The following is a 23,264-nucleotide window of genomic DNA, read 5'->3' as shown; positions in this document are numbered from 1 at the left end:
CCTAATAATTTATTTATTGGGAATGATAAGATTTTGACCTGGATGGATTAGGTCCGGATTTTTCAACTGATCTGTATTTGCCTCAAAGATCTTTTTATACTTCATGGGATCGCCATAATATTTCTTGGCAATAAGGCTTAAAGACTCCCCTTTTTGCACTTCGTGATGGCAGTAAATACTAGTGTCTGCGACCTTGATATCTGCCGTAATATCTGATGGATTTTCTCCGCCTACTTTTTTGATCTCGTCCCACAGCTGATCTTTTTGATACTGATTACGGGTGGTACCACTTATTTCTAATTTGTCATTATTTACCTTGACATCACCTCCTATAATGTTTAGTTTTTCGCCCAGTTCCAGAACGCTTTGATATTTCTCTTTTACCATGGTATCGTTTGTTTTAAGTTAGGTTGGAAGATAGTTTTTCAAAAGTTACCAATCAATAATTAAATATTAAAGTCTTTTTTAAGTATCAAGTACAAAGTTCCAAGTATAAAGACCGAGTGCTGCTGGATGCTGGATGCTGGATGCTGGATGCTTGATGCTTGAAAAATTAAAAAACCTACCACTGCTTCTCGTGTTTTTTATACAATTTGAGATTTTGAACTTGTGGTTTAAAGTCAATACCTTTATTATATCGTCTTAACCGTCAAACTAGAAACCGGCACGATATATCACAATACTAATCTTCCTTGATCGTCGTGTACACATTATTCACATCATCATCCTCTTCCAACTTCTCTAATAATTTGTCCACATCCTCTTGCTGTTCTTCGGTCAATTCCTTTTGAACCGTTGGAATATATTCAAATCCAGAACTTAAGATTTCAAGCCCCAGTTCTTCCAGTCCGTTTTGCATGGTTCCATAATTTTGGAATTCTGCATAAATCATGATACCATCAACACTATTGGCGTCTTCTTCATCCTTTTCATCCAGAAACAATTCTTCTGCACCAAAATCAATCAGCTCTAATTCTAATTCCTCCAGATCCTTCCCTTCCGCTGGGATTCTAAAGTGGCATTTATGTTCAAACATAAATTCTACAGAACCACTGGTACCTAGACTTCCGTCGTACTTAGTAAAATAACTACGTACGTTTGCAACAGTTCTATTGTTATTATCTGTTGAAGTTTCCACTAAAACGGCAATACCGTGAGGCGCATAGCCTTCAAACAAAACCGTTTCATAATCTTTAGTATCCTTATCACTTGCTTTTTTGATAGCACGTTCAACATTTACCTTAGGCATGTTGACAGACTTTGCATTCTGTATAACCGCTCGCAATCTAGCATTAACATCAGGATCTGGCCCACCTTCTTTTACAGCAGTCACAATATCTTTTCCAATGCGTGTAAATGCCTTAGACATCGCACCCCATCTTTTCATCTTGCGCGCTTTACGGAATTCAAATGCTCTTCCCATTTCTATAGTTTAGTTTGTTATGTAAAATTAAGGTTCTGTGGTCTATGTTGCAAGAACGTTGACATGGTAGACCTATAAAAATATTACAGACCGTGATTTTAACATAGGGTTCAAGTAAAAACTTAACTTCGCAAAACACCCATCTCGTCTCTTTACTCAAGGGAAGATGATAAAATTGTAAACCACTCGTCTTTCTCAAAAACTTCTTACTTCTTGTTTCCCTTCAGGGAAATATCGTAGTCAAAGGGTGTAGCACTCATTTTTCATTATTTCAAAATAAACGAAATCTTCCAGAAAGAAATAGAAAATTATTTCACAATCACAAATACGTCGTTTTTCATACGTCAGGAGGTTTTGTGAAGACGCGGCGCTGAGCCTGTCGAAGTGAAAAACGAGCGTCGTTCGTCATAAAACAAAAAAATCCCCTGCTCGCGCAAGGGATTTATATTAATTAAATGCAGAAAGATTATTCATCACCTACAATATGCTCAATGGCTGCAGCAAGTTTAAAATCCTTTTCGGTTAATCCATTAACATCATGAGTACTTAAAGATATCTCAAGAGTATTATATAAATTATGCCAGTCAGGATGATGCTCCATCTTTTCAGCCTCCATGGCAATCCTTGTCATTACTGAAAAGGCGTCCATAAAGTTATCAAATTCAAATGTAGTGTGAATGGCATCATCGTAATAATCCCATCCTTCTACATTTTCCAAATGTTTTTCAATCTGTTCTTCGGTCAGTTTCTCCATGTTTACTTTTTGTCGCCGTCCAGCGCATTTTTCACATCACGTTTTGCCTCACCGTATGCTTCTTTAGCTTTTCCTTTAGCTTGGTCTGCTTTACCTTCAGCTTCGGTGGACTTATCGTCGGTTAATTTTCCGTATCCTTCTTTGACCTTACCTTTAGCTTGATCCATTTTTCCTTCTAGTTCCTTGTCGCTCATGATAATTGTTTTTAAGTTAATTTGAATACCTAAAGTTAGTTCGCTTTCGCGAAAGCGAACAAAACAAAATCATAATCTTATTTAAGAAATTGCCAATTTGTATCAAATATCTTTACAATATGAGACAAAAACTTCTTTTACTCCTTTTTCTTTTTCCCATCCTTGTGATAGCTCAAACTGACGATGCAGAACTTCCATTGCACCTACGAGAAATCCCTAAACACAATCTCTCCATTGACCTGGGTATTGCAGAACCTACCGGCGATTATGGCAATGTGGCCCGTACAGGCCTGACAGCAGGAATAGTCTATGATGGCTATTTTAATAAAAACATTGGGCTATCGCTGGGGTTGCACCATGGATATAACGAGACTGCTTTTACCATGCAGCCTAATGGGCCTAGCCCTCAAAATGAATCATTTACACAAATTACTGCTGGCGTTGTGATGAGCAAAACTATAAATAGGTTTCAAGTAGATGGGTTTGCCAGACTAGGAATATTATTTCTGGATGTCAACGATACTAATGGTTTTGCAAGTACAAATGATGATCGATTTCATTTTATTAATGGAGATACTGACGATTCAAGTATGGTTACACATGCTGGTTTGCGTTTCAATTATTACTTCCGTCGCGGTACGCAGATCTATTTTTCTCCGCAATTCCTGACCAGCTTAGGCAAACCTCTAGTATACAATACTTCCATTGAACGATTGAGTTCAAACCCTACAGATCTCCAAGGTTTTAGAAGAGAATCAAACTTATCAAACCTATTATTTACCCTAGGTGTAAAGTTTGCCATCGGTCGTAAATACACCAGCGGTGAATTGCGTGACGATTCATCATGGGACAATTAACAAAGGATTGTTAGCCCTAATTTTCTTTAGCGACTATATTTAAAAACTAAATCACCAGCCATTGAAATTATACCAAGTTCATACCAAGCAAAAGTTACCCATAACATTAGATGAAGCCTGGGCGTTTCTCACAGATGCTAATAATCTGAAACTTCTTACTCCACCAGCAATGGAAATGACAGTTCTCTATGGAACGGATCGCGGGATGTATCCTGGCCAGCTCATTGAATACTCTGTTAAGCCATTGCCTTTCTTTACGACAAACTGGGTGACACACATTACCCAGGTGAAAGAAAAGCAATATTTTGTGGATGAACAGATGTATGGTCCCTACGCAACCTGGCATCATAAACATTTTGTGAGTGAAATTCCCGGTGGGACACTTATGGAAGACATTGTCCATTACAGATTACCCTTAGGCTTTCTAGGGAAAATGGTGCATCCGTTTTTGGTGAAACCCAAACTGGATGAAATATTTCGCTTTCGCGAAAGCGCACTCGTTAAAAAATTTGGTGTGTACACAGAACCTGAAAATCAATCTACTTTAAAACAAGATATACTCAATTAATATGTCCAGAAATATACTACTTATAGGAGGCAGCCATGGAATAGGCAATGCTATCGTTCAACATTTGCATGAGGGAAACAATGTATTTGTAGCCTCTCGTGAAAACGAAAATTTACCAGATGGTGTTACTCATATCACTTTTGACGCTAGCACTGATTCCCTAGATTTATCAAAATTACCAGAATCCCTCGATGGGTTTGTGTACTGCCCTGGTAGCATTAATTTAAAGCCTTTCAAAATGCTCAAACAGGAGCAGTTTGAAGAAGATATGCAAATCAACTTTTTCTCTTTGATTAAAGTTACTCGTGACGTTCTACCACTACTTACCAAAGAAGGGACCAGCAGTATAGTTTTCTTTTCTACAGTTGCTGTACAAACAGGTATGCCCTTCCACACCAGTGTTGCAGCTGCAAAAGGTGCCATTGAGGGATTTGCTAAAGCACTAGCTGCAGAATATGCACCTACCGTGCGCGTCAATGTCATCGCTCCTTCCCTAGTCGATACGCCACTTGCAGGCAGATTATTGAATAATGATGCAAAAAAAGAGAAAATGGGCGAACTCCATCCTTTGAAACGAGTAGGAACTCCAGAAGATATTGCGGGCCTTGCTGTTTATTTATTAGAACAGAATGCAGGCTGGATGACAGGTCAAGTTTTAGGACTTGATGGTGGAAAATCAACACTGGACTTGGGATAATATGGCAGATAAAGTAAACGTATTTTGGTTCAGACGGGATTTGAGACTAGATGATAATGTAGGCTTTTATGAAGCTTTAAATTCAGGTCTTCCCGTGTTACCTATTTTTATTTTTGACAAAGAAATTCTCGACAAGTTGCCCGAGGATGATGCTCGGGTAACTTTCATATATGAGGAACTCCAGCGCATGCGCAACGAGCTGCAAAAAGAATGTGGAAGTTCTATCGCCATGTATCATGGAAAACCAGAAGAAATCTGGAAAGAAATTCTAAAGGATCATGAGGTTCAAGCGGTTTATACAAACCACGATTACGAACCTTATGCTAAAGAACGTGATGCAGCGATCAAGGAATTGATGGGTAAAAGTGATATAGATTTCCATACGTTCAAAGACCAAGTGGTTTTTGAAAAAAGCGAAGTTGTAAAAGGCGACGGCGATCCCTATGTCGTTTACACACCCTACAAGAATAAATGGTTAGAACGTTTCCAAGAAGAGTATAAAAATGAAGAAGGACTGCGTATTTATTATACCAGTTCTGTTCTTGAGAATTGTATTCAGAATTCGCGTTTGCCCAATCTCACTTTGAGCGACATGGGTTTTAAAAAATCTGGTATTGAAATCCCTGCCTACGACGTTACACCTACAACCATTGAAGAATATGAGGACACTAGAAACTTTCCCGCAAAGGAAGGAACGACTCGATTAGGTGTTTATTTGCGTTTTGGAGTTGTGAGTCCGCGAAAGATGATGAAGAAGGGAATGCAGTCTAAAAATAAAGTGTTCTTATCAGAATTGATCTGGCGAGAATTTTTTATGCAGATTTTGTTTCACTTCCCACACACGACAGAAAAATCCTTCAGAGCAAAATACGACCGCATCGATTGGAGAAATGATGAAGCCGAATTTGAAAAGTGGAAAACAGGAACGACTGGATATAAATTAGTAGATGCTGGAATGCGGGAACTCAATACAACTGGTTACATGCACAATCGTGTACGAATGCTTGTCGCAAGTTTCCTATGCAAACATCTTTTGATCGACTGGCGCTGGGGCGAGACTTATTTTGCTGAAAAGTTGCTGGATTATGAAATGTCCAGCAATGTAGGGAATTGGCAATGGGCAGCTGGCAGTGGTGTTGACGCAGCCCCTTATTTTAGAATCTTCAACCCTATTACCCAGAAGGACAAGTTTGATAAGGACCGGAAATACATCAATGAATTTGTTCCAGAACATGATACGGACGATTATCCAGAAATGATGGTCGATCACAAAGAAGCTCGAGAGCGCTGTTTGAAAACCTATAAAGCCGCTGTATCTTAGCCGCCTAAATATAGATCTCCATGAACCGTTTAAGCTTCTCCTTTGTATGTTTAGCTTTAGTGATCTTAATCAGCTGTAAAGATCGTACCTCGTCAAAAGTTACGAATTCTAAAGAGCCTAAACTGACTGATAGTGACTCCTTATTAACAACAGTCACACCCTTGGAACTTACCAATGACGAAACCATTTCTCAAGAATTAGAGGTTGATATTGTGGAGCCCGAGTTTATTTACACACCTTTCAGTCCTGGTATAGTAATGAAGAGGTTGGGACTTTCAGAGGTTCTACGTGATCGTAGTGTCAAAACATTGTTATCGGCCACTTTGAGAAAAAAAGACACCTTGCGTCCTATGGTCATTGAAACCGGAGATGGCGCCTTTGATATTTACATGTTATCCATAGATAGCGAGGAGGCAGTCGAGTTCTACTATGAAAATGATGTGATCACTTCCATTCAAGTTATTAGCCCTGCCGGAGGTCCTGCAGATATGATAGGACCAGGATTAGCTTTTGAGAATCTTCGAAAAAGTTATGTCAACCCAGTGGCATACGGCAGCGAGATTGAAGCTCGAGTTTTTGTACCGTTAGATAGTGTCTACATCAGGCTGGCCACAAATTATGGTGTTTATGAGCCTATAGATGTGGAAGATGATACCGAGATAATGTTGATCAGCTTCTAAATAATATCCGGTTTAAAGCTCCTAAAACTATTTTTACGAAAACGTTGTAGTTCTCGTGCTATTTTTTTTTAAGTTTTTAAAAATTATTCAATTTACTAGTTATCAGTTCGTTATAATTATTTTTCAAGTCCTATTAACTTAATAGGCTTACTTCAATTATGTTTTGGCACGCGAGTTGATTTTATAGGTTAGGTAAGTACTGATACTTGCCATTAATACCTAACTATTATGAAAAATATCTCTACCCTATTGGCGTTTTTATTCCTAGGATTTGGAATAGCCCAAGCAGAGAATGCTGATGATGGTGATCGCAACCGCGGTTATGACAACAGCTTTATTTTCACGGAAGGCGGCATTGAGTTCGCTGTATTTCCTGATGGTCAGTTTGATTTCAATTATTTGGACAACGGGCCACAGCTCAACAGCAATGCAAATTACGGCAACGTGAATATTTCCTTTAATACAGGATACGATTATGATCCCTATGTTCAGTACGATCAGTATGGAGCTGTGATCCAGATCGAAAGTACTCCTATATATTATGATTCTTATGGTCGTATCATACAGGCTGGAGGTATCGATATCAATTATAGAAATGGATACGTTCGCAACATAGGAAACCTTTATGTGCGTTACAGTCGTCCAGGTGTGATTTATAATTATTCTGGATACATCAATTCGTTCAATAGATATTACGTTTACAGACCATGGCACCAGTATTATGCGGTTCCATTGTTTAATCATGTAATTGTATATTCCTCGCCGTACCGTGCTTATTATAACCCTATTCGGTTTTCATACAGCTATCACCAGACGTACTGGAGCAGTCCTAGTTACTATAATGGATGTTATGTAGATAATAGAGCACAAAGAAATTTCTACCATCCCTATGATAATGTTAGCTATAACAGCTATGAACGTGGACGTAGAGATACGAGAGGTCGTGCCGTTGCTACTGGACGTAGAACAGAAATAAATCGCAATCAGATCGCAACCGGTAGAAATACTATTGCAAGAGAAAACACTGTGAATTCAAATGGTCGATTGGTTTCAGATGTTCGCAGCAGTGAAAACCGCAGATCTTCAAATAGCACAGCTAGAAATAACAGTGTTGCGGGAAGATCCACAACGGCTACTGATTCTGATTCCCGTACTAATAGCATTAGTAAAGGAAGAAATTCAGGTACTTCAAGATCTGGAAGATCCTCTACACAACGTGGTAGTACAGCTGCCAATAGAACGGTAGAACGGGAAGACAATTCTAGAACAAATGGTAGAACGGTATCTTCAAACCAGAGATCAACAAGATCTAGCGGTACGATACAGCCTCAAACCAGAGTTGAACAGCAGCAGGCTAGAAAAACGAATAGTAGGTCCACGACTTCTAGATCTTCTAATGGTAGATCCAGCAGCACTCAAAGAACGGTGCAACCTAGACAACAAGAGAGTTCTAGTAGAAATAGTCGAGCTACACCAGCACCTCAACGTACTACGAGAGCGCAGTCTTCACCTGCACCGCAACGTTCAACAAGATCAACGGCAACGTCATCAAGATCCACTAGACCAGCGGTTCAAAAATCGGCTCCCAGTCGTACAGAATCTTCTAACAGATCTAATTCTGGAAGATCCAGTGGGAGAAGCTCCGGTCGCCGATAATATCTAATTCAATAAAATAGTAAAACGCCTGCCTTATCGCGGGCGTTTTATTTGGTCTAAAAACTTTTGGACAGCGGCATTAATTTCTGAAGAAAGCCTTAGAACGTAGACAGTAATGGCAAAAGCAATGGTGATCAGAATACTTTTAACGCCGATGTTTACATACACATTCCATTGAAAATCCCACGGATAAAATAGTGCTATCAACACCACAACCAATAGTAAGGTGATGCTCGTTTGCGTGGTCCATGGATGGATCTTAAGTTTGATCTGTACGTAATACGCTTTCGCGAAAGCGTAAACCACATAAGATACACAAGTCGCCGCCGCAGCCCCTATAAAACCGTAAGATGGAATGAGCCAGATGTTCAACAAAAACGCAATAACGGCAAGTCCTAGACCTAGCCAAAGCGTGAACTGATAGAGGTTTGTATTGTACAAAATAGCATTATTACTACCCAGCAGACTCTCTGTAAACTTGACCAAAGAAATCAAGAATACCACAGGAATCGCAACTGCAAATGCAGGTGGTAAAATTTCATAAAACTCGTTCACGTTACAAATGATTAGCACCATCAACAGTCCAGAAATAATGGTCAGGTTAAGGGAGCTGCGTTTGTACAACCATTCCACCTTTTCCATATTTCCAGCATTAAAATAACCCGCCGTCAATGGATGTATAATTTGAGCCATACCACGCGCTGGAATGGCAATGACCGTCGCAATAAAACCTGCAACCCCATAATAACTGATGTTTGAAATATCCATGTATTGATTCAACATATTCTTATCGAGGTCAATCAACGCGGTTCCCACGCTCCCAGCGATGACCATTAAGGTCGAGTACCATATCAATTCCCTCGATGCTTCGAGCTTGTAAAAAACAAATTTGGGCGCGAAGGTCCGCCACGCCATGATTCCCATCAGCAGCATGCGTAGGAAATAAATCAGAATCAAAGCATAGATAAATTGAACCTGGGTGATGAAATCAAATGCCACTAATAATAGTGTTACCGTCGCGGCAGCCCTATAAAAAACTTCTTTTAAAAAATTACCTCCTATCGTTTTTAAATACACTTTAGTCCACGCATAAAAGATCTCAAAATAGGCTTGAAAAACTGCAATTAATAAAATGGGCCACAGGAAATCACCCACCATTTGATTGGTAGAGGAAATCAGCAATCTGATATCGTCATAAAAAACAAAGACCAATAAAAATATAGGAATTGCTCCCACAAATGGCCAAAATAGCATTTGAGTCAGGAAGTTATTGCGTTCCCGATCGGTTTTGAAAGTGGAGTAATATTTTACGATAGTATTGTGCAAACCGAAGGACATCAACGGAAACAACAAAAATGAGGTGCTCAGAATATAATTCCACAGACCGTAATAATCGTCGTCTAAGTAAGTGGTGGCAAGTGCCAAAACATTGATTGCGCCCAGTAAAAAACCAAATCCAGTCACTACCAGATTCCAACTGCTATGTTTGATCACGATCCCCATTAGTTCTGGAGAATTTTCATAAGTTGCTGAGTCAATTGCTTGCGGTGAAAGTTTGAAATATCAGACAAATTCCCAATTAATTTACCCTCTTTAAACAGGATGTAAGATTTCAGAATCTGAGCCTTGAGGCTATGCCCGTCATAGGTAAAGTAGGTTCCGGCATTTGTATCTTCCAATATTTTTTCAATATCTGAATCGGCAGGACCTATGGCGATGATGGGCCTGCGGCTGGCTAAATATTCAAAGAGTTTTCCAGGAATGATGACTCGTGTATCTCTATCATTAATCTCAATCAATAACAATATTTGAGATGCGTACATCAACTCCAAGGCCTTTACGTGGCTTACATAACCCAGGTTTTGAAGGTAATTTTTCAGTCCAGCATCCTTTATGGATTGCAGCACATTGTCGCTAACATTGCCAGCCAATTGCAACTCAAGATCTGCAGCAAAACCTGGATTATTTTTTGCGATATCCCTTAGCGCAATCCACAGCGTTTTGGGATCACGGTCTGCCAGAAGGGTTCCTATGTGGCTGATGGTAAATTTACCGTTGGGCTGCAATGTGTCGTTCGTTTCTAGATCAAATCCATTGGTAATTACCGCAATGGGTTTTTCGGTTTTTTTGGCAAATTCTTCCTTGGTAGCGGGACTTGTGACTAGGATTTGGTCGGCTTTTGTTAAGACTTGTTGTTCCAGCCGCACGTGTTCTGCGGTAGACGATTTGGTGAGTTTCAAGGATTTATGATACCCTATAGTCGTCCATGGATCCCGGAAATCTGCGATCCATTTTACGGTTGAATGTGATGATTGTTTCAACCACAATCCTATTAAATGCACAGAATGTGGTGGTCCAGTGGTGATGAGGAAGTCCGCTTTCGCGAAAGCGGAATCATCTTTCAACTCTTTAACCACTTTGTTCACCCAAGAAACTCGAGCATCTGGAATGAAAAAATTCCCACGGATCCACAACAAGATCCTTTCTATGAAACCAGGTTTCTTCTCGATAAAACCGCGTTGCAATTGTTTTGTCTTAGACCCAAACAGTTTTTTCAAAAATCTCGTGGGCTCTTTGATTGCGACTTTAGTGACTGATATTCCAGACGGAATTTCTGCCATCAAGGAATCGTCTGTACTAGGGTAATCTGGGTTTTCTGGAATGATAACGTGAATATCAAAATCCTCTTTGGGTAAATGGGTAACGAACTTCAACCACCGCTGTACGCCTGGCCCACCAGCGGGAGGCCAATAATAGCTAACGATAAACAGTGTCTCTTTCAATTATCGTGATTTACGAAACCATACCGCAGCAGATCCCAATATGAGCAAACCGAGCAATATATTACTGGCCAGCATAATCGTATTACCTGTAGCGACCACCTCTGGCTCAAAAGTGAATTCGATCTTATGCGTTCCTGCCGGAACATTTAAACCGCGTAGAGCAAAGTTGACTTTAGCAATGGGAACTTCTTTTCCATCAATCGTTGCCTTCCAGCCATGTGGATAATAGGCTTCAGAAAAAACAGCGAGTCCTGGTTGCAGATTATTAGACGTGTAACTCAGATTTTCGGGAGCAAAACTATCAAGAATTATGTTACTTGTGCTGTCTGCTCCTATGGTTTGAATTCCTATTAATTCTTTCTGGTTATTTTGAAGAAATGCAATTCTGTTGGAGTCGAGTTGGCTCAATGCCATGATCTCTTCATTTGCATTTGCGACTGTCTTGTATTCCTTTACAAACCAGGCTGGGCCAAGATTTGTTTCATTAGGAATGGTTTGAACACCTTCCTCGGTAGAACCTAAAATATACTTGACATTAAACATATTAAGGATCTCAGCGTTTTGCGGAGTTACCCCTTGAATCAAAGCGCCATTCTCGTCTCTTAAATAGAAATCTGCAAGTTCTTCCATTCTTTTAGGTTTGGCACCGTGATAACCTCCCAACGATCTATGGAAGTACGGACTTCTTCCAGAATTGAATGGATCTACCAAGAGATCATAAACTCTAAAAAAACCTGGATCCTCACTAATCTTGCGATCTGCAGAAGTTGGCAAAAACGGAACGTCATAATCTCTGGCCGAAACAAAATTGCTTTGCTCCTGCGGAGTGTCTTTGTAGGAAATAAAGTTTTGATTAAAACCTATTAGATCAACCATTATCAAAACAATCAAACTACCAATTACTAGGTTTTCTGAGAGCTTTGATTTTAAATACATCCACAAAGCACCCACAATCAATCCTACAAATAATAAGGATCTGAAAGCATCTGCCTGCATGATTTCAAATCGATCCTGACGTAGTGCATCAACGAATTTAGGTCCTAACTGATCACTATCTCTATAAGAATTATCATAAGAACCTGCAAAATCAAATAATTGATTCCCGAGAACCGCTATAACTAAAATCACACCTCCCAGCCCTAAACCTGCATATTTCAATGCCTTTATTTTGTCTTCTCGTTCTTGAGTTTTATTAAAAAACTGGTATAAACCGACTACCGCAAGAATAGGAACACAGAGTTCTATAATAACTTGAATAGAAGTAATTGCTCTAAACTTAGAATATAACGGTACGTAGTCGATGAAGAAATCAGTTAAGAAATCTAGATTCTTACCATAAGAGAGTAACAATGCTAGAACGGTTGCTCCTATTGTCCACCATTTCAATCGACCTCTTATTAAGAAGCATGCAAATAAAGCTAGGAAGAATACCGTGATTCCTATGTAAGCTGGCGCTTCCACAATAGGTTGTGCGCCCCAGTATAAAGGAACGCTTTGCTGTGCAAACTCAAGAGCTTCAGATTTAGGAGCACCGTATCTATCAATTATAAAATTCACGGTGTTAGAATCTTCCTCTGGTCTTGCACCGCTGCCACCGCCAGCAAAGCGCGGGATGATTAGGTTCCAACTTTCTGCAATTCCATAACTATACTGAGTGATATAATCGTAATCCAGGCCATTTGTAGCTTCCACACTTTCGCCTTGAGCGTTAATGGAAATATCTGAAGGACCACGCGTGCTTTCCTGGCTGTATTCCTGAGTCGCCAGTAAATTTGCTGCATTTGTTCCCAGCGCAATCACGACGGCAACCACCATAATAGCCACCGCTTTAAAATAATGTGGTAATATCTTACGACGTATGGCATCAATGAAATAGGCAAGACCCATAATGAAACAGGCAATCCCTAAATAGTACGTCATTTGTGGATGGTTTGCCTGCAATTCTAGCGCCATCGCAACGGCTGTGAGAATTCCTCCCCACAGATATTTACGTTGAAATACGAGAATGAGACCGCTCAAAACCAGCGGGAAATATGCAATGGCATGTGCCTTTGCATTATGGCCTACACCTAATATAATAATGAGATAGGTGGAAAATCCAAAAGCAAGTGCACCAAGTAATCCCAGGCGCCAGTCAACTCTCAACACCATCATCAGCACATAAAACCCAAGAAAATAAAGAAATAAATAATCTGCTGGTCGTGGTAAAAAACGGATCGCTCGATCTAGTTGATCTATAAAATCGTAATCATATCTCGCTCCCAATTGATAAGTAGGCATTCCACCAAAGACAGAGTCTGTCCAATAAATCTCTTCTCCGGTAACCTCTCTGGTTTCAATGAGTTGGCGCGCATTCCCCTTGTATTGAACAATGTCATTTTGATATAATTTCTTACCGCTCAAAACAGGGTAGAAATAGGCTAATGATGTGATTATAAAAATCAGTAACACCACGAGATGTGGCGCTATTTTTTTAAATGAAATGCGCATTAAGAGTCAGAATGGTTTGAAATTGAAAATTAATCAATTTCTTCATAGTCGACGTACTCTCCCACGGTTTTGTTGGGATTCTTTCCAGATGGAGAAGAATGGCTGCGTTTAGACTTGAGTTCTGTTTCCCCATCTTTAATAGTAGAGCCGTCAGCTGGAGTTTGACGCTGGTTGAACTGTTTCTGTACCCGCTGCATAGCTTTCTTTCCAGCCCAGCTAAGTATGGATTTACCGTAATGTTTCAGAATCAACCTAACAGCAAGATAAACGCCTATAATGATTAAAATGGCCTGTAATAATTTCAATGGCTTATAGTTTGCGATAAAATTACGGCCTCCCGCATTTCATACTCTTTAATAAATCTTAAATTTGGTATTCATTATCGTTTATGAAAATCTTTAAAATAGTAGTTGCTGCCGGTTTGTTTTTGTTTGGGTTCAATACTCCTGCAATCGCACAGTATACGGAAACCATCAACACAAATAATCCAGGACGCTCTCAAGGTGCCTTTGCCGTGGGAACAGATGTGATACAAGTAGAAGGTTCTGCGTTTTATCGCAGTGAGGATCATGAATTGCTCAACTATCAGCGAGATATAACTGGAATGGCATTCCAGCTGCGCTACGGGTTGCTTTGGGAAGAGCTTGAAATCTCTTATTTCGGCACGTTTAACAGCGTTAATGAAACCCTTAATCAAGGATTTGGTTCTGTAGATCGCACGTTTTCTAACTTTAGTAGAAGTACTTTAGGAGCCAAATATTTAGTGTTTGATCCTATTAAAAAATGGGGTAAGCGAGAGGTTAATATCCGCAGTTGGAGAGATAACCGCCGTATTAAATGGAAGGATCTGATTCCAGCAGTTTCGGTTTATGCCGGTGTTAATTTTGATTTGAGCGATACTAACTCTCTACTACCGCAAGATATCGCTAAGATTTCGCCACGGGTTGAGCTCATAACGCAGCATAATTTTGGCCCTTGGGTTTTTGTTATGAATTTTATAGGCGATAGGGTGAGCACAGACGTTCCCACTTATGAAGGTATTTTTACCTTAACACATGCTATTGATGGAAGGTGGGCCGTTTTCGGTGAGTATCAAACGCTCATTTCTGATTTCTATAGCGATGATATTGCTCGTGGCGGCGTCGCTTACCTTATTGATAGACAATGGCAGGTTGACGCTAGTGCAGCTGTGAATTTTAAAGAAACGCCCAGCCTGTACCAGGTCAACGTGGGTATGAGTTACCGCCTGGATTTTCATAAGGATGCTCCTGTTACAGCACTTCAATAATTACCTACAACCATCTACATGAGTATTACTGTTAAACGTATATCGAGTAAAAAGGATATCAAGAAATTTGTGAAGTTCCCTATGGATCTCTACAAGGACAATCCCTATTTCGTGCCGCCATTGATCAACGACGAAATGGCCAACTTTGATCCAGAGAAAAATCAGGTTTTTAAAAATGCAGAATGTTGGTTGTTTCTCGCTTTCCGCGAAAGCGAAATTGTGGGAAGGGTCGCTGCAATTATCAATCATATTGAAGTAGAGGAACAGCAGAAATCTAAAATGCGTTTTGGGTGGCTGGACATGGTAGATGACGTGGAAGTTACAAAAGCACTGCTTGCCGAAGTTTCTAAATTGGGAACCGAAAACAACCTGGAATATATGGAAGGTCCGGTAGGTTTTACACTCATGGATCGAGCGGGAATGTTGATCAAAGGTTACGATGAACTTGCCACTATGATAGGATGGTATAATGATCCCTATTATATGGAACATATGGAACAACTGGGTTTTGTGAAAGGTGCAGAGTGGGTCGAATTCAAATTTGAACCTCCCAATCCGGTACCAGAACGTTTCAACAAATTTGCTGATCTTATTGCTAAACGCTATGGTCTGCGAGAACTCAAATTCCAATCCACCAAGGAAATTGAACCTTATGTGGATGCGATGTTTGTATTACTCAATCAGTCCTATTCAAAACTGGTAAGCTATGTACCCATACAGCAATATCAGGTAGATCTGTACCGTGAGAAATTTCTACAGTTCATCAATCCAGATTTTGTGGTGGCTGTCGTGGACAATGACGGGAAATTAGTTGCGTTTGCGATCACCATGCCCTCCTTTTCTAAGGCCTTGCAGAAAGCTAACGGACACTTGTTCCCTTTTGGTTTTTTACATCTTTTGAAAGCAAAAAAGAAAAATAACCTCGCATCATTTTATTTAATTGGAATTGACCCTAAATTGCAGGGAAAAGGCGTTACAGCAATGGTGTTCCGCAATATTACCCAGAATTTCATGAACTACGGGATCGACCTTTGTGAGACAAATCCAGAACTTGAAGACAATTATGCCGTCCAGGCTTCCTGGAAAGATTTTGACCCTATTCTCCACAAACGCAGACGTACATATCGTAAAGATCTGTAATGAATAAATTAGATTCCTCCCGTATATTGTTTGAAGACAACCATCTGATTGCGGTCAATAAACATTCTGGTGACCTGGTGCAAGGTGATAAAACTGGTGATACTATTTTGCCAGACTTAATCAAGGAATATATTGCGGTAAAATATGATAAACCCGGCGCGGTTTATCTGGGTGTAACGCACCGTCTGGACAGGCCTACTTCAGGAGTTGTAATATTTACAAAAACTTCAAAAGCTCTTTCTCGTATGAACAAGCTATTTGCAGATCATAAAACGGAAAAAATTTACTGGGCGGTTGTAGAAGGCCACGTCTCAAAAGAACAGCAAACGCTCACCCATTATCTCGTACGCAATCCCAAACAAAATAAAAGCTATGCGCACGATCACGAGGTCCCTAATTCTAAAAAAGCAATGCTGCATTACAAGCTTTTACAGCGTATGAACAATTATAGTTTGTTAGAAATACGACTGGAAACAGGTCGTCATCATCAAATTAGATCACAGCTTAGTAAAATAGGATTCATCATTAAAGGCGACCTTAAATATGGTGCTAGACGCAGTAATAAAGATGCGAGCATACATTTACACGCAAGATTCTTATCTTTCCTACATCCAGTGAGAAAGGAAGTCGTGCAGATTACTGCACCAATTCCTGCTCTCGACCCTATCTGGAAAGCTATAGAAAAGAATTTATGACACCATCACAAGTACATCAGCAACAAACCGACTTTTTCAAATCCCGTATTACCTTTAATATAGAATACAGGGTAACGGCACTTCAAAAATTGCGAGCTGTTTTACTTAGAGATGAACAGGATGTTTACAAAGTTCTAAAGGAGGATTTACGCAAAAGCGAATTTGAAGCATTTGTGACAGAGTTTCAAGTGGTCATAGGGGAACTGGATACCTACATAAAGAATACTAAAAAATGGTCAGCTCCCCTAAAGGTGAGAGCTGCCTTACTCAATTTTCCCTCAAAAGCACGACGTTATCCCGAACCTTTTGGGAATACATTAATTATATCGCCGTGGAATTATCCGTTTCAGCTGGCGCTGGCACCTCTAATAGGTGCGGTCGCTGCGGGAAATACGGTAACCTTAAAACCCAGCGAATTCTCAAACGCGACCAGCGATTTGTTAAAGCGGGTTTGTGAGGAAAGTTTTGAGCCGGGTCATGTGAGCGTTGTTTTGGGCGATGGAAATATTGCTCAGGAATTAACCTCGCTCAAATGGGATTACATTTTCTTTACGGGAAGTCCAGGTGTAGGCCAGAAAATTTATGAAGCTGCGGCAAAACACTTGACACCGGTAACACTGGAACTGGGTGGGAAAAATCCAGCCGTTGTGCATCAAAGTGCAAATCTAGAAGTTTGCTCTAAACGAATCGTATGGGCAAAATTCCTAAACACCGGCCAGACCTGTATTGCGCCAGATTATCTGCTGGTACATGAATCGGTTAAAGCGGAGTTTGTTGGGCTTTTGAAAAAAGATATTAAAATATTTTTTGGTGAGGACGCAAAGGAGTCGGCAGATTATCCGCGTGTGATAAGAGAAAAACATTTTGAGGCGTTGATGGAAATGATTGAAGATTCTACCGTAATCACTGGTGGAGAAAATGACAAATCAGACCTGTATATTGCTCCTACCCTACTGGACGAGCCTTCCCGGGACAGCAAAGTGATGAAAGACGAGATTTTCGGCCCTATTTTACCCATTATAAGTTACGCAAATAAGTCAGATATTGAAGAATGGATCTCTAGTTATGAGAAGCCTTTAGGAGCTTATGTTTACACCAGTCATAACGATTTTGCAAGCTGGTTTATTGAAAGATTTTCCTTCGGCGGTGGCGTGGTAAATGACAGTATGGTGCAATTCTTGAATGAGGGACTACCTTTTGGCGGCGTTGGTAACAGTGGGATTGGAAGCTATCACGGTAAGAAAACATTTGAAACCTTCAGCCACTTTAAGAGCGTGGTACATCGCGGTACCTGGTTAGACCTTCCCCTGAAATATCCGCCCTATGACAAGCGCATCGCTTTAGTAAAAAAAGCGTTGAAGTGGATCTAAATTAAAACACTGTGTATTTTCTGGTAACTAATACTACTTACATTAAAAGGTTAAGTTGATGTTATTTCGCTTTCGCGAAAGCGAACTTCTCCTATCTTTAAAGGAAAAAGGTGATGATAAAAGAAGGGACTAAAGTCAGATGGAAATGGGGCAACGGTACTGCTGAAGGAGTCGTGCAATCAACCTTTAGTAAAAAAGTGACCCGCACCATAAAAGGCAGCGAAATTACACGTGATGGCGAGGAAGGCAATAAAGCACTTTACATAAAACAAGAGGACGGTGATGCCGTTTTAAAGTTAGAAAGCGAAGTAGAACGCGCTGATTAATTAAAACTTTGAACAATGAATTACATGGTATTAACTGGCGGCATGATAGAGTTTCTGATTTTATCAATAATTGTAGCGGTTCTAATTTACGGTTTCAGGGAATTTACAGACCATCAGGATCGCATGGCTATCAAAATACGCAAGGATGGCCGTCATGAATATGAACGAATTTCCAGCAAACCTAAAATAATGTTTCCATTATGGTTAAAAATTGCGATATTTATTGTGATTGCTAGTGTGCTATTTATGCCGCTAGACTTCATTCTAAACAGATCTTAATTATGGCAGAACTAATAAAACTTTACGAAGAGAAAACCGACCAAAAGCAATTGCGTAAAATTGCCAAGGCGATGCGAGAGGGCGCACTAGTCATTTATCCAACCGATACGGTTTACGGTTTAGGTTGTGACATTACAAATAAAGCTGCAATTGAAAAGATCGCACAAATTAAAGGGATCAAGTCTGATAAAGCTAACTTTTCTTTTATTTGTGAGAGCCTGAGTAATTTGAGCGACTATACCAGCCAGATTGACTCTGCTACTTTTAAATTATTAAAGCGTAACCTTCCCGGTCCATATACTTTTATATTACCAGGAAATAATAACCTTCCCGGGATTTTTAAGAAGAAAAAAACGGTAGGAATACGTGTTCCTGATAATTCTATAGCAATAGGCCTAGTTCGTGAACTAGGAAATCCCATCATATCTACTTCTATCAAGGATGATGATGAGGTTTTAGAGTACACTACAGACCCTAGTTTAATTGCTGAAAAGTGGGATAAATTAGTGGACTATGTTATTGATGGTGGTGCCGGTGGAAACATAGGGTCTACTGTCATCGATCTCACAACCCCAGAACCGACGTTGATACGGGAAGGAAAAGGCAGTATAGAACTATAGATTCATTTACATTTTAAATATATAAGACCTCCAGAAATGGAGGTTTTTTTCATCTTAAGGAAATGCAAATTCTTAAAGCTTTAGAATGACCGCACATTGATAAGGTTTATTTTAGAAGTAAATCAATACAAATTTATGCCTTATCTAGAAACGAACACCGCAAGCGCAAATTCAAATATTTCAATTTACTACGAAGATTCGGGATCTGGAAAGCCTATTGTTCTAGTTCATGGATGGCCGTTAAGTGGAGACATGTGGGAATATCAGGTTCCAGCATTAGTTGATGCCGGTTATCGTGTAATTACTTATGACCGTAGAGGATTCGGTAAATCATCCAGGCCGTTTGACGGCTATACTTATGATAGCATGTCTCAAGATTTAAATAATCTTATAAAAGAACTAGATCTTAAGGATGTTACATTAATTGGCTTTTCAATGGGTGGCGGTGAATTAGGTAAGTATGTTGAAATGTTCGGTACAGACAATTTAGCACACCTGATATTTGTGAGTTCTATTGCTCCTTTCATGCTTAAAACAAATGACAATCCTGATGGCGTGCCGTCAGATGTATTTGAAGGTATGAAAGATGGTGTAAAAAAAGATCGAGCAGGATTCTTACAGGAATTTGGTAAAAACTTTCTCAATTATAAAGATAACCAAGAGACAATCTCTCAAGGAATGTTAGATCATAGTTTTAATATCGCCGTGAGCGCCTCTCCTAAGGGAACTCTAGACTGTATAGATGCTTTCGGAAAAACGGATTTACGTGCTGCTATGAAAAAAATAGATGTTCCTACTTTATTTATTCATGGTGATGCAGATGCCGTCGTTCCACCCGCACCCACGTCAAAACAGGGGCACGAAATGGTAGCCAATTCAACATTAGAAATGTTCAAAAATGCACCACATGGATTGTATTTAACTCATACCGAACAATTGAATACAACGGTCCTAAATTTTTTAAAAGAAAAATAAAAGCTATAACTATCTAAAAAAATCTTGAATTGAACAATTTCCCTTTTTAGAGATATTTGTTTTCTAAAATTAAATAATTCTATTATTATCTGCCAAATAGTTCATTAAAACTCAACGAAAATCGGCTAATATTGTATTTTGTGCATCAATTAAAAGAGATTAATGAAGAACATCGATAAAATTTTCGAAAACAATAAAGAGTGGATTAAAACGAAGCTAGATGACGATAACAAATATTTTGACAAACTAGCTTCCGGTCAAGATCCAGATATCTTATATATAGGTTGTTCTGACAGTCGTGCCACAGCAGAAGAAATAATGGGCTTAGGTCCAGGAGAAGTTTTCGTTCATAGAAATATAGCAAACATGGCGTCTAATCTAGACCTGACAGCCATGGGCGTTATCAATTATGCAGTTACTCATTTAAAGGTCGACCACGTTATTGTTTGTGGCCATTACGGTTGTGGTGGTGTGAAAGCTGCTATGCAGTCACAAGATTTAGGGATTTTAAATCCATACTTGAGAAACATTAGGGATGTCTATCGCACTCACAAAGATGAATTAAACGCTATTCATAATGAAGATGCTCGTTACAAAAGACTTGTGGAGCTCAATGTTCAAGAACAGTGTATCAATGTTCTTAAAACTAGTGATGTGCAGATTGCAGTTAAGGATCGCGGCATTACAGTTCACGGTTGGGTTTTTGACCTTGCCACTGGAAAATTAATTGATTTAAAGATTGATTTTCAAGCTATTCTGAAAGACATTATGGAGATCTATCACCTGGATTAGGCCATTAGAAATCTAGTAGTTCATAACGCTCTATGTTTAAACGTAGAGCGTTTATTTTTTGATTCATTTTTTGGAAAAACTTTTTTCTGTCCTTCATATTTGCATGAGTCATTGACATTGATTGTTTCATTTGATGATCAAAATACTGGTATTGCTGCTGTAACATGTGTGTTGCTGTGAATCTAATGTAACCTAACATAGTCATCGTTACAAAACCGGATACAGGTCTGTTATGTTTTATTGCCATTGAATTATTAGTCATGATCAGCAGTTCATTATAGTAAATCTCTAGCTTGTCCGTTTTCAATTCAGATTCGATAGTTTTTAAACAGTGTTCTAAATCTGCACAGAGCGCTATTGCCGTTTGCTGCGTCAGAAAACCAGATTCATGATAATACTGGATCTGTTTCAAACTGCTGGATATGGTTGTATCGTTCCAAATCTCCACAGAATGAAAATGACTAATCAGTCTAGATATTTCTTTAATTTGTTGTTTAATATCCAAGGGTAGATGAAAGTCAACAAATGGCTTGTTATCACTGTTAGGATCTAATAGCTGCATCCATACATAAATTTTAAAGCGTGATAATTCAGATTCATCAAAATGATGATAAATAGGAATATCCTTGGCACTATAAAATAGCTGAACGCCATCTTTCCCAAGAATAGAGAGATTAGAAATTGTTTCCTGGAGGTATTTTTTAAGCGTGTCCATCGAGTTGACGCGTGTCGTCGCGATTCCCAAAGCGGTACGTTGTTCACTATTGACCATAATGTTATCCAACGAGAACTGCCCTTCCATGGCTAACTTCATTGCTTCATCCACATTTAGTTTTGCCAGTCCCTGTATGCGACGGTATGCTGCGTCATAACTTATAGACAAGCAATCTGCCACCCGTTGAGTGAACGAGCTTGCTGATTTTATGCTTTCGCGAAAGCGTATAAATATTAATTCTTGTTTTTCCATTTTGCGATTTTCACAAAATGAATATACTGCTTTTGCGTAAATCACGGATTGTTTTGTGATTACTGTAATAGTTTTGGATTAAAATCTATCGTCATGAAAGCAATCATCATATTTTTAACTCTATGCACGTTTGCATTAAACACTGAAGCTCAAAACTGGCAGCTAGAGTTAGTGAACATCAAAAATGAAAAATCTAACACTTTAAATATAATACCCATAAGACGAGGTGTCGTTTATTATCTGAGTACTGGTCTTGCAGAGCGTCAAGCCTACAGAGTTATAGACATAAGACCAGACACGCTAGTAATGACCACTCAAATAAAAGATACTAGTGATACCATTACTTATAATTTTAACTACATTAAACTTTTACCATATAAGTTGATCAAGGAAATAAGTGTCCCAACTTCGGGCAGATTAAGTTCTAAAGATTATAGAAACCTAAAAAATTATAAGGCCAATTTTTATCAATCAGATAGTCTTAAAAAAAGCGAACCTCAACCTATAAAGCCTTTTATAAATTCAGATTCTTTGCAGATACCTGTTCCCCATTATACAGTGAATGGCATTAAACAAGCTGTATTGGTAAATTACAGGTATAGACTGCAAAACAATAATTTTGAATTGTGGCATCATCGAGCTATCGATACTACATTTTCAAGTAGCTGGATAGGCGTTCCTGATTTGAGTCCAGTAGATCAGATTAATGGATTTTCCATAAGTTATAGAAATACACCACACGTTTTTAAAAAGCATCTTACCGTCAATGGGTTAAGTATTACCGCAGATCCATTTTCATTACCCTTAATAATATTTGAAGCGGCAGATAAAATCATTACCTCAGATCTAGATTTTGATTTAACGGAAGATAGCGTGGCAAGCGTCAAAATTAATGGACTGTATTTAAGCACTCTATCCGCTATATCTGAACCAACCATTGTAAACGGGATGAGCGTTAGCGGTATAAATGCTACTCTAGCCTCGAATGGGTTACAGATAGGAGGTTTAATCAATATGAGCGTCAAACTGCAAGGTGTACAAATTTCTGGATTTCGTAATACGGCTATTGTAGCGCGAGGATTACAAATAGGATTGTGGAACAATGCAGCAGATTTGAAGGGTTTACAAATAGGAATCTGGAACAGCAATCAAAAAAGATCGCTACCTTTAATTAACTGGAATTTTAAATAGCTGACTTATGAAAAATCCGATTATTAAAACCAGAGACAAATTTGACACTTGCAACAAAGGATTGCGACGACAGCTTAAATACTTGCGTTCTAGATGGGACGCCACTAAACTTGTAATACTACAAGAAAAGAAAAAAAGCCTTCCTTAAACTAATCGTGTCCTGCATTAATTATCGAACTATAATTTTAATTAAAGGAA

The 23,264-nt window shown here is 39.2% G+C and carries 26 protein-coding genes; 17 read left to right on the top strand and 9 right to left on the bottom strand.

Translation table 11 applies throughout. The features are described from left to right. Positions 1–9 precede the first annotated feature (9 nt). The 4 genes from IQ282_RS03160 to IQ282_RS03145 all read right to left on the bottom strand — a co-directional run bounded on the left by IQ282_RS03160 (position 10) and on the right by IQ282_RS03145 (position 2,371). A complete protein-coding gene (locus IQ282_RS03160; protein ID WP_194850451.1) occupies positions 10–387 on the bottom strand; it encodes a LysM peptidoglycan-binding domain-containing protein in 378 nt (125 codons plus the stop codon). Between the two features lie 295 nt (positions 388–682). Further along, positions 683–1,423, bottom strand: coding sequence for a YebC/PmpR family DNA-binding transcriptional regulator (locus IQ282_RS03155; protein ID WP_194850450.1), 741 nt, complete (start codon positions 1,421–1,423; stop codon positions 683–685). A gap of 466 nt (positions 1,424–1,889) precedes the next feature. Continuing rightward, positions 1,890–2,177, bottom strand: a complete 288-nt coding sequence (locus IQ282_RS03150) for a 4a-hydroxytetrahydrobiopterin dehydratase (protein WP_194850449.1) — start codon at positions 2,175–2,177, stop codon at positions 1,890–1,892. A 2-nt stretch (positions 2,178–2,179) separates the two neighbouring features. Continuing rightward, a complete protein-coding gene (locus IQ282_RS03145) occupies positions 2,180–2,371 on the bottom strand; it encodes a CsbD family protein (RefSeq protein ID WP_194850448.1) in 192 nt (63 codons plus the stop codon). A gap of 119 nt (positions 2,372–2,490) precedes the next feature. On the opposite strand from IQ282_RS03145, the gene IQ282_RS03140 reads away from it, so the two are divergent. From IQ282_RS03140 to IQ282_RS03115, 6 genes are all read left to right on the top strand, one after another. Continuing rightward, complete coding sequence (locus IQ282_RS03140; protein WP_194850447.1) at positions 2,491–3,228, top strand: autotransporter outer membrane beta-barrel domain-containing protein; 738 nt, start codon at positions 2,491–2,493, stop codon at positions 3,226–3,228. A 61-nt stretch (positions 3,229–3,289) separates the two neighbouring features. Continuing rightward, the gene (locus IQ282_RS03135) at positions 3,290–3,796 is read left to right on the top strand and encodes an SRPBCC family protein (protein WP_194850446.1); all 507 of its coding nucleotides are present in this window, start codon (positions 3,290–3,292) and stop codon (positions 3,794–3,796) included. Between the two features lies 1 nt (position 3,797). Beyond that, positions 3,798–4,493 carry an SDR family NAD(P)-dependent oxidoreductase gene (locus IQ282_RS03130; protein ID WP_194850445.1) on the top strand — a complete coding sequence of 232 codons (696 nt, stop codon included), beginning with the start codon at positions 3,798–3,800 and terminating at the stop codon, positions 4,491–4,493. Between the two features lies 1 nt (position 4,494). Then, positions 4,495–5,814: a cryptochrome/photolyase family protein gene (locus IQ282_RS03125; RefSeq protein ID WP_194850489.1), complete on the top strand. Its 1,320-nt coding sequence runs from the start codon at positions 4,495–4,497 to the stop codon at positions 5,812–5,814. 20 nt (positions 5,815–5,834) lie between these two features. Continuing rightward, complete coding sequence (locus IQ282_RS03120) at positions 5,835–6,494, top strand: hypothetical protein (protein WP_194850444.1); 660 nt, start codon at positions 5,835–5,837, stop codon at positions 6,492–6,494. Between the two features lie 228 nt (positions 6,495–6,722). Next, a complete protein-coding gene (locus tag IQ282_RS03115) occupies positions 6,723–8,150 on the top strand; it encodes a hypothetical protein (protein WP_194850443.1) in 1,428 nt (475 codons plus the stop codon). Positions 8,151–8,183: 33 nt separating this feature from the next. On the opposite strand, the gene IQ282_RS03110 is transcribed toward IQ282_RS03115, so the two are convergent. The 4 genes from IQ282_RS03110 to IQ282_RS03095 are packed head-to-tail and all read right to left on the bottom strand — an operon-like array spanning position 8,184 to position 13,728. Further along, on the bottom strand, positions 8,184–9,653 hold the full coding sequence (locus IQ282_RS03110) for a lipopolysaccharide biosynthesis protein (protein WP_194850442.1): 1,470 nt from the start codon (positions 9,651–9,653) through the stop codon (positions 8,184–8,186). Further along, a complete protein-coding gene (locus IQ282_RS03105) occupies positions 9,653–10,933 on the bottom strand; it encodes a glycosyltransferase family 4 protein (RefSeq protein WP_194850441.1) in 1,281 nt (426 codons plus the stop codon). Before IQ282_RS03105 ends, IQ282_RS03110 begins: the two co-directional genes overlap by 1 nt. Further along, a complete protein-coding gene (locus IQ282_RS03100; RefSeq protein WP_194850440.1) occupies positions 10,934–13,423 on the bottom strand; it encodes a YfhO family protein in 2,490 nt (829 codons plus the stop codon). 29 nt (positions 13,424–13,452) lie between these two features. Then, the gene (locus tag IQ282_RS03095; RefSeq protein ID WP_194850439.1) at positions 13,453–13,728 is read right to left on the bottom strand and encodes a DUF4834 family protein; all 276 of its coding nucleotides are present in this window, start codon (positions 13,726–13,728) and stop codon (positions 13,453–13,455) included. An 83-nt stretch (positions 13,729–13,811) separates the two neighbouring features. Here IQ282_RS03095 and IQ282_RS03090 point away from each other — a divergent pair, with 83 nt between their 5' ends. The 9 genes from IQ282_RS03090 (at position 13,812) to IQ282_RS03050 (ending at position 20,908) form a co-directional block, all read left to right on the top strand. Further along, positions 13,812–14,711 (top strand): transporter, encoded by a 900-nt coding sequence (locus tag IQ282_RS03090; RefSeq protein WP_194850438.1) that lies wholly within the window; start codon positions 13,812–13,814, stop codon positions 14,709–14,711. A gap of 18 nt (positions 14,712–14,729) precedes the next feature. Beyond that, positions 14,730–15,851: a GTP cyclohydrolase gene (locus IQ282_RS03085; protein WP_194850437.1), complete on the top strand. Its 1,122-nt coding sequence runs from the start codon at positions 14,730–14,732 to the stop codon at positions 15,849–15,851. After that, on the top strand, positions 15,851–16,546 hold the full coding sequence (locus IQ282_RS03080; RefSeq protein ID WP_194850436.1) for an RluA family pseudouridine synthase: 696 nt from the start codon (positions 15,851–15,853) through the stop codon (positions 16,544–16,546). The genes IQ282_RS03085 and IQ282_RS03080 overlap by 1 nt, the downstream gene beginning before the upstream one ends. Further along, a complete protein-coding gene (locus IQ282_RS03075; protein WP_194850435.1) occupies positions 16,543–17,916 on the top strand; it encodes an aldehyde dehydrogenase in 1,374 nt (457 codons plus the stop codon). The genes IQ282_RS03080 and IQ282_RS03075 overlap by 4 nt, the downstream gene beginning before the upstream one ends. Positions 17,917–18,029: 113 nt before the next feature. Continuing rightward, positions 18,030–18,242, top strand: coding sequence for a hypervirulence associated TUDOR domain-containing protein (locus tag IQ282_RS03070; protein WP_194850488.1), 213 nt, complete (start codon positions 18,030–18,032; stop codon positions 18,240–18,242). Positions 18,243–18,257: 15 nt separating this feature from the next. Beyond that, the gene (locus IQ282_RS03065; protein ID WP_194850434.1) at positions 18,258–18,521 is read left to right on the top strand and encodes a hypothetical protein; all 264 of its coding nucleotides are present in this window, start codon (positions 18,258–18,260) and stop codon (positions 18,519–18,521) included. 2 nt (positions 18,522–18,523) lie between these two features. Then, entirely contained in the window at positions 18,524–19,141 is a 618-nt protein-coding gene (locus IQ282_RS03060) for an L-threonylcarbamoyladenylate synthase (protein ID WP_194850433.1), read from the top strand. A 135-nt stretch (positions 19,142–19,276) separates the two neighbouring features. Further along, the gene (locus IQ282_RS03055; RefSeq protein ID WP_194850432.1) at positions 19,277–20,116 is read left to right on the top strand and encodes an alpha/beta fold hydrolase; all 840 of its coding nucleotides are present in this window, start codon (positions 19,277–19,279) and stop codon (positions 20,114–20,116) included. Between the two features lie 162 nt (positions 20,117–20,278). Then, positions 20,279–20,908 carry a carbonic anhydrase gene (locus IQ282_RS03050; protein WP_194850431.1) on the top strand — a complete coding sequence of 210 codons (630 nt, stop codon included), beginning with the start codon at positions 20,279–20,281 and terminating at the stop codon, positions 20,906–20,908. A 4-nt stretch (positions 20,909–20,912) separates the two neighbouring features. Here the strand turns inward: IQ282_RS03050 and IQ282_RS03045 are convergent, their stop codons facing one another. Further along, complete coding sequence (locus IQ282_RS03045) at positions 20,913–21,875, bottom strand: hypothetical protein (RefSeq protein ID WP_194850430.1); 963 nt, start codon at positions 21,873–21,875, stop codon at positions 20,913–20,915. A gap of 93 nt (positions 21,876–21,968) precedes the next feature. Here IQ282_RS03045 and IQ282_RS03040 point away from each other — a divergent pair, with 93 nt between their 5' ends. Together IQ282_RS03040 and IQ282_RS03035 are read left to right on the top strand one after the other, a co-directional pair. Continuing rightward, a complete protein-coding gene (locus IQ282_RS03040; RefSeq protein ID WP_194850429.1) occupies positions 21,969–23,066 on the top strand; it encodes an LA_2272 family surface repeat-containing protein in 1,098 nt (365 codons plus the stop codon). Positions 23,067–23,073: 7 nt separating this feature from the next. After that, positions 23,074–23,214, top strand: a complete 141-nt coding sequence (locus tag IQ282_RS03035) for a hypothetical protein (protein WP_194850428.1) — start codon at positions 23,074–23,076, stop codon at positions 23,212–23,214. Positions 23,215–23,264: the final 50 nt, after the last annotated feature.

Origin of the sequence: Nonlabens antarcticus (genome assembly GCF_015356755.1) — a bacterium.
GTDB classification, from domain to species: domain Bacteria; phylum Bacteroidota; class Bacteroidia; order Flavobacteriales; family Flavobacteriaceae; genus Nonlabens; species Nonlabens antarcticus.
The sequence above is the reverse complement of the archived record's forward strand: the minus strand, read 5'-3'. Positions and strand labels throughout refer to the sequence as shown.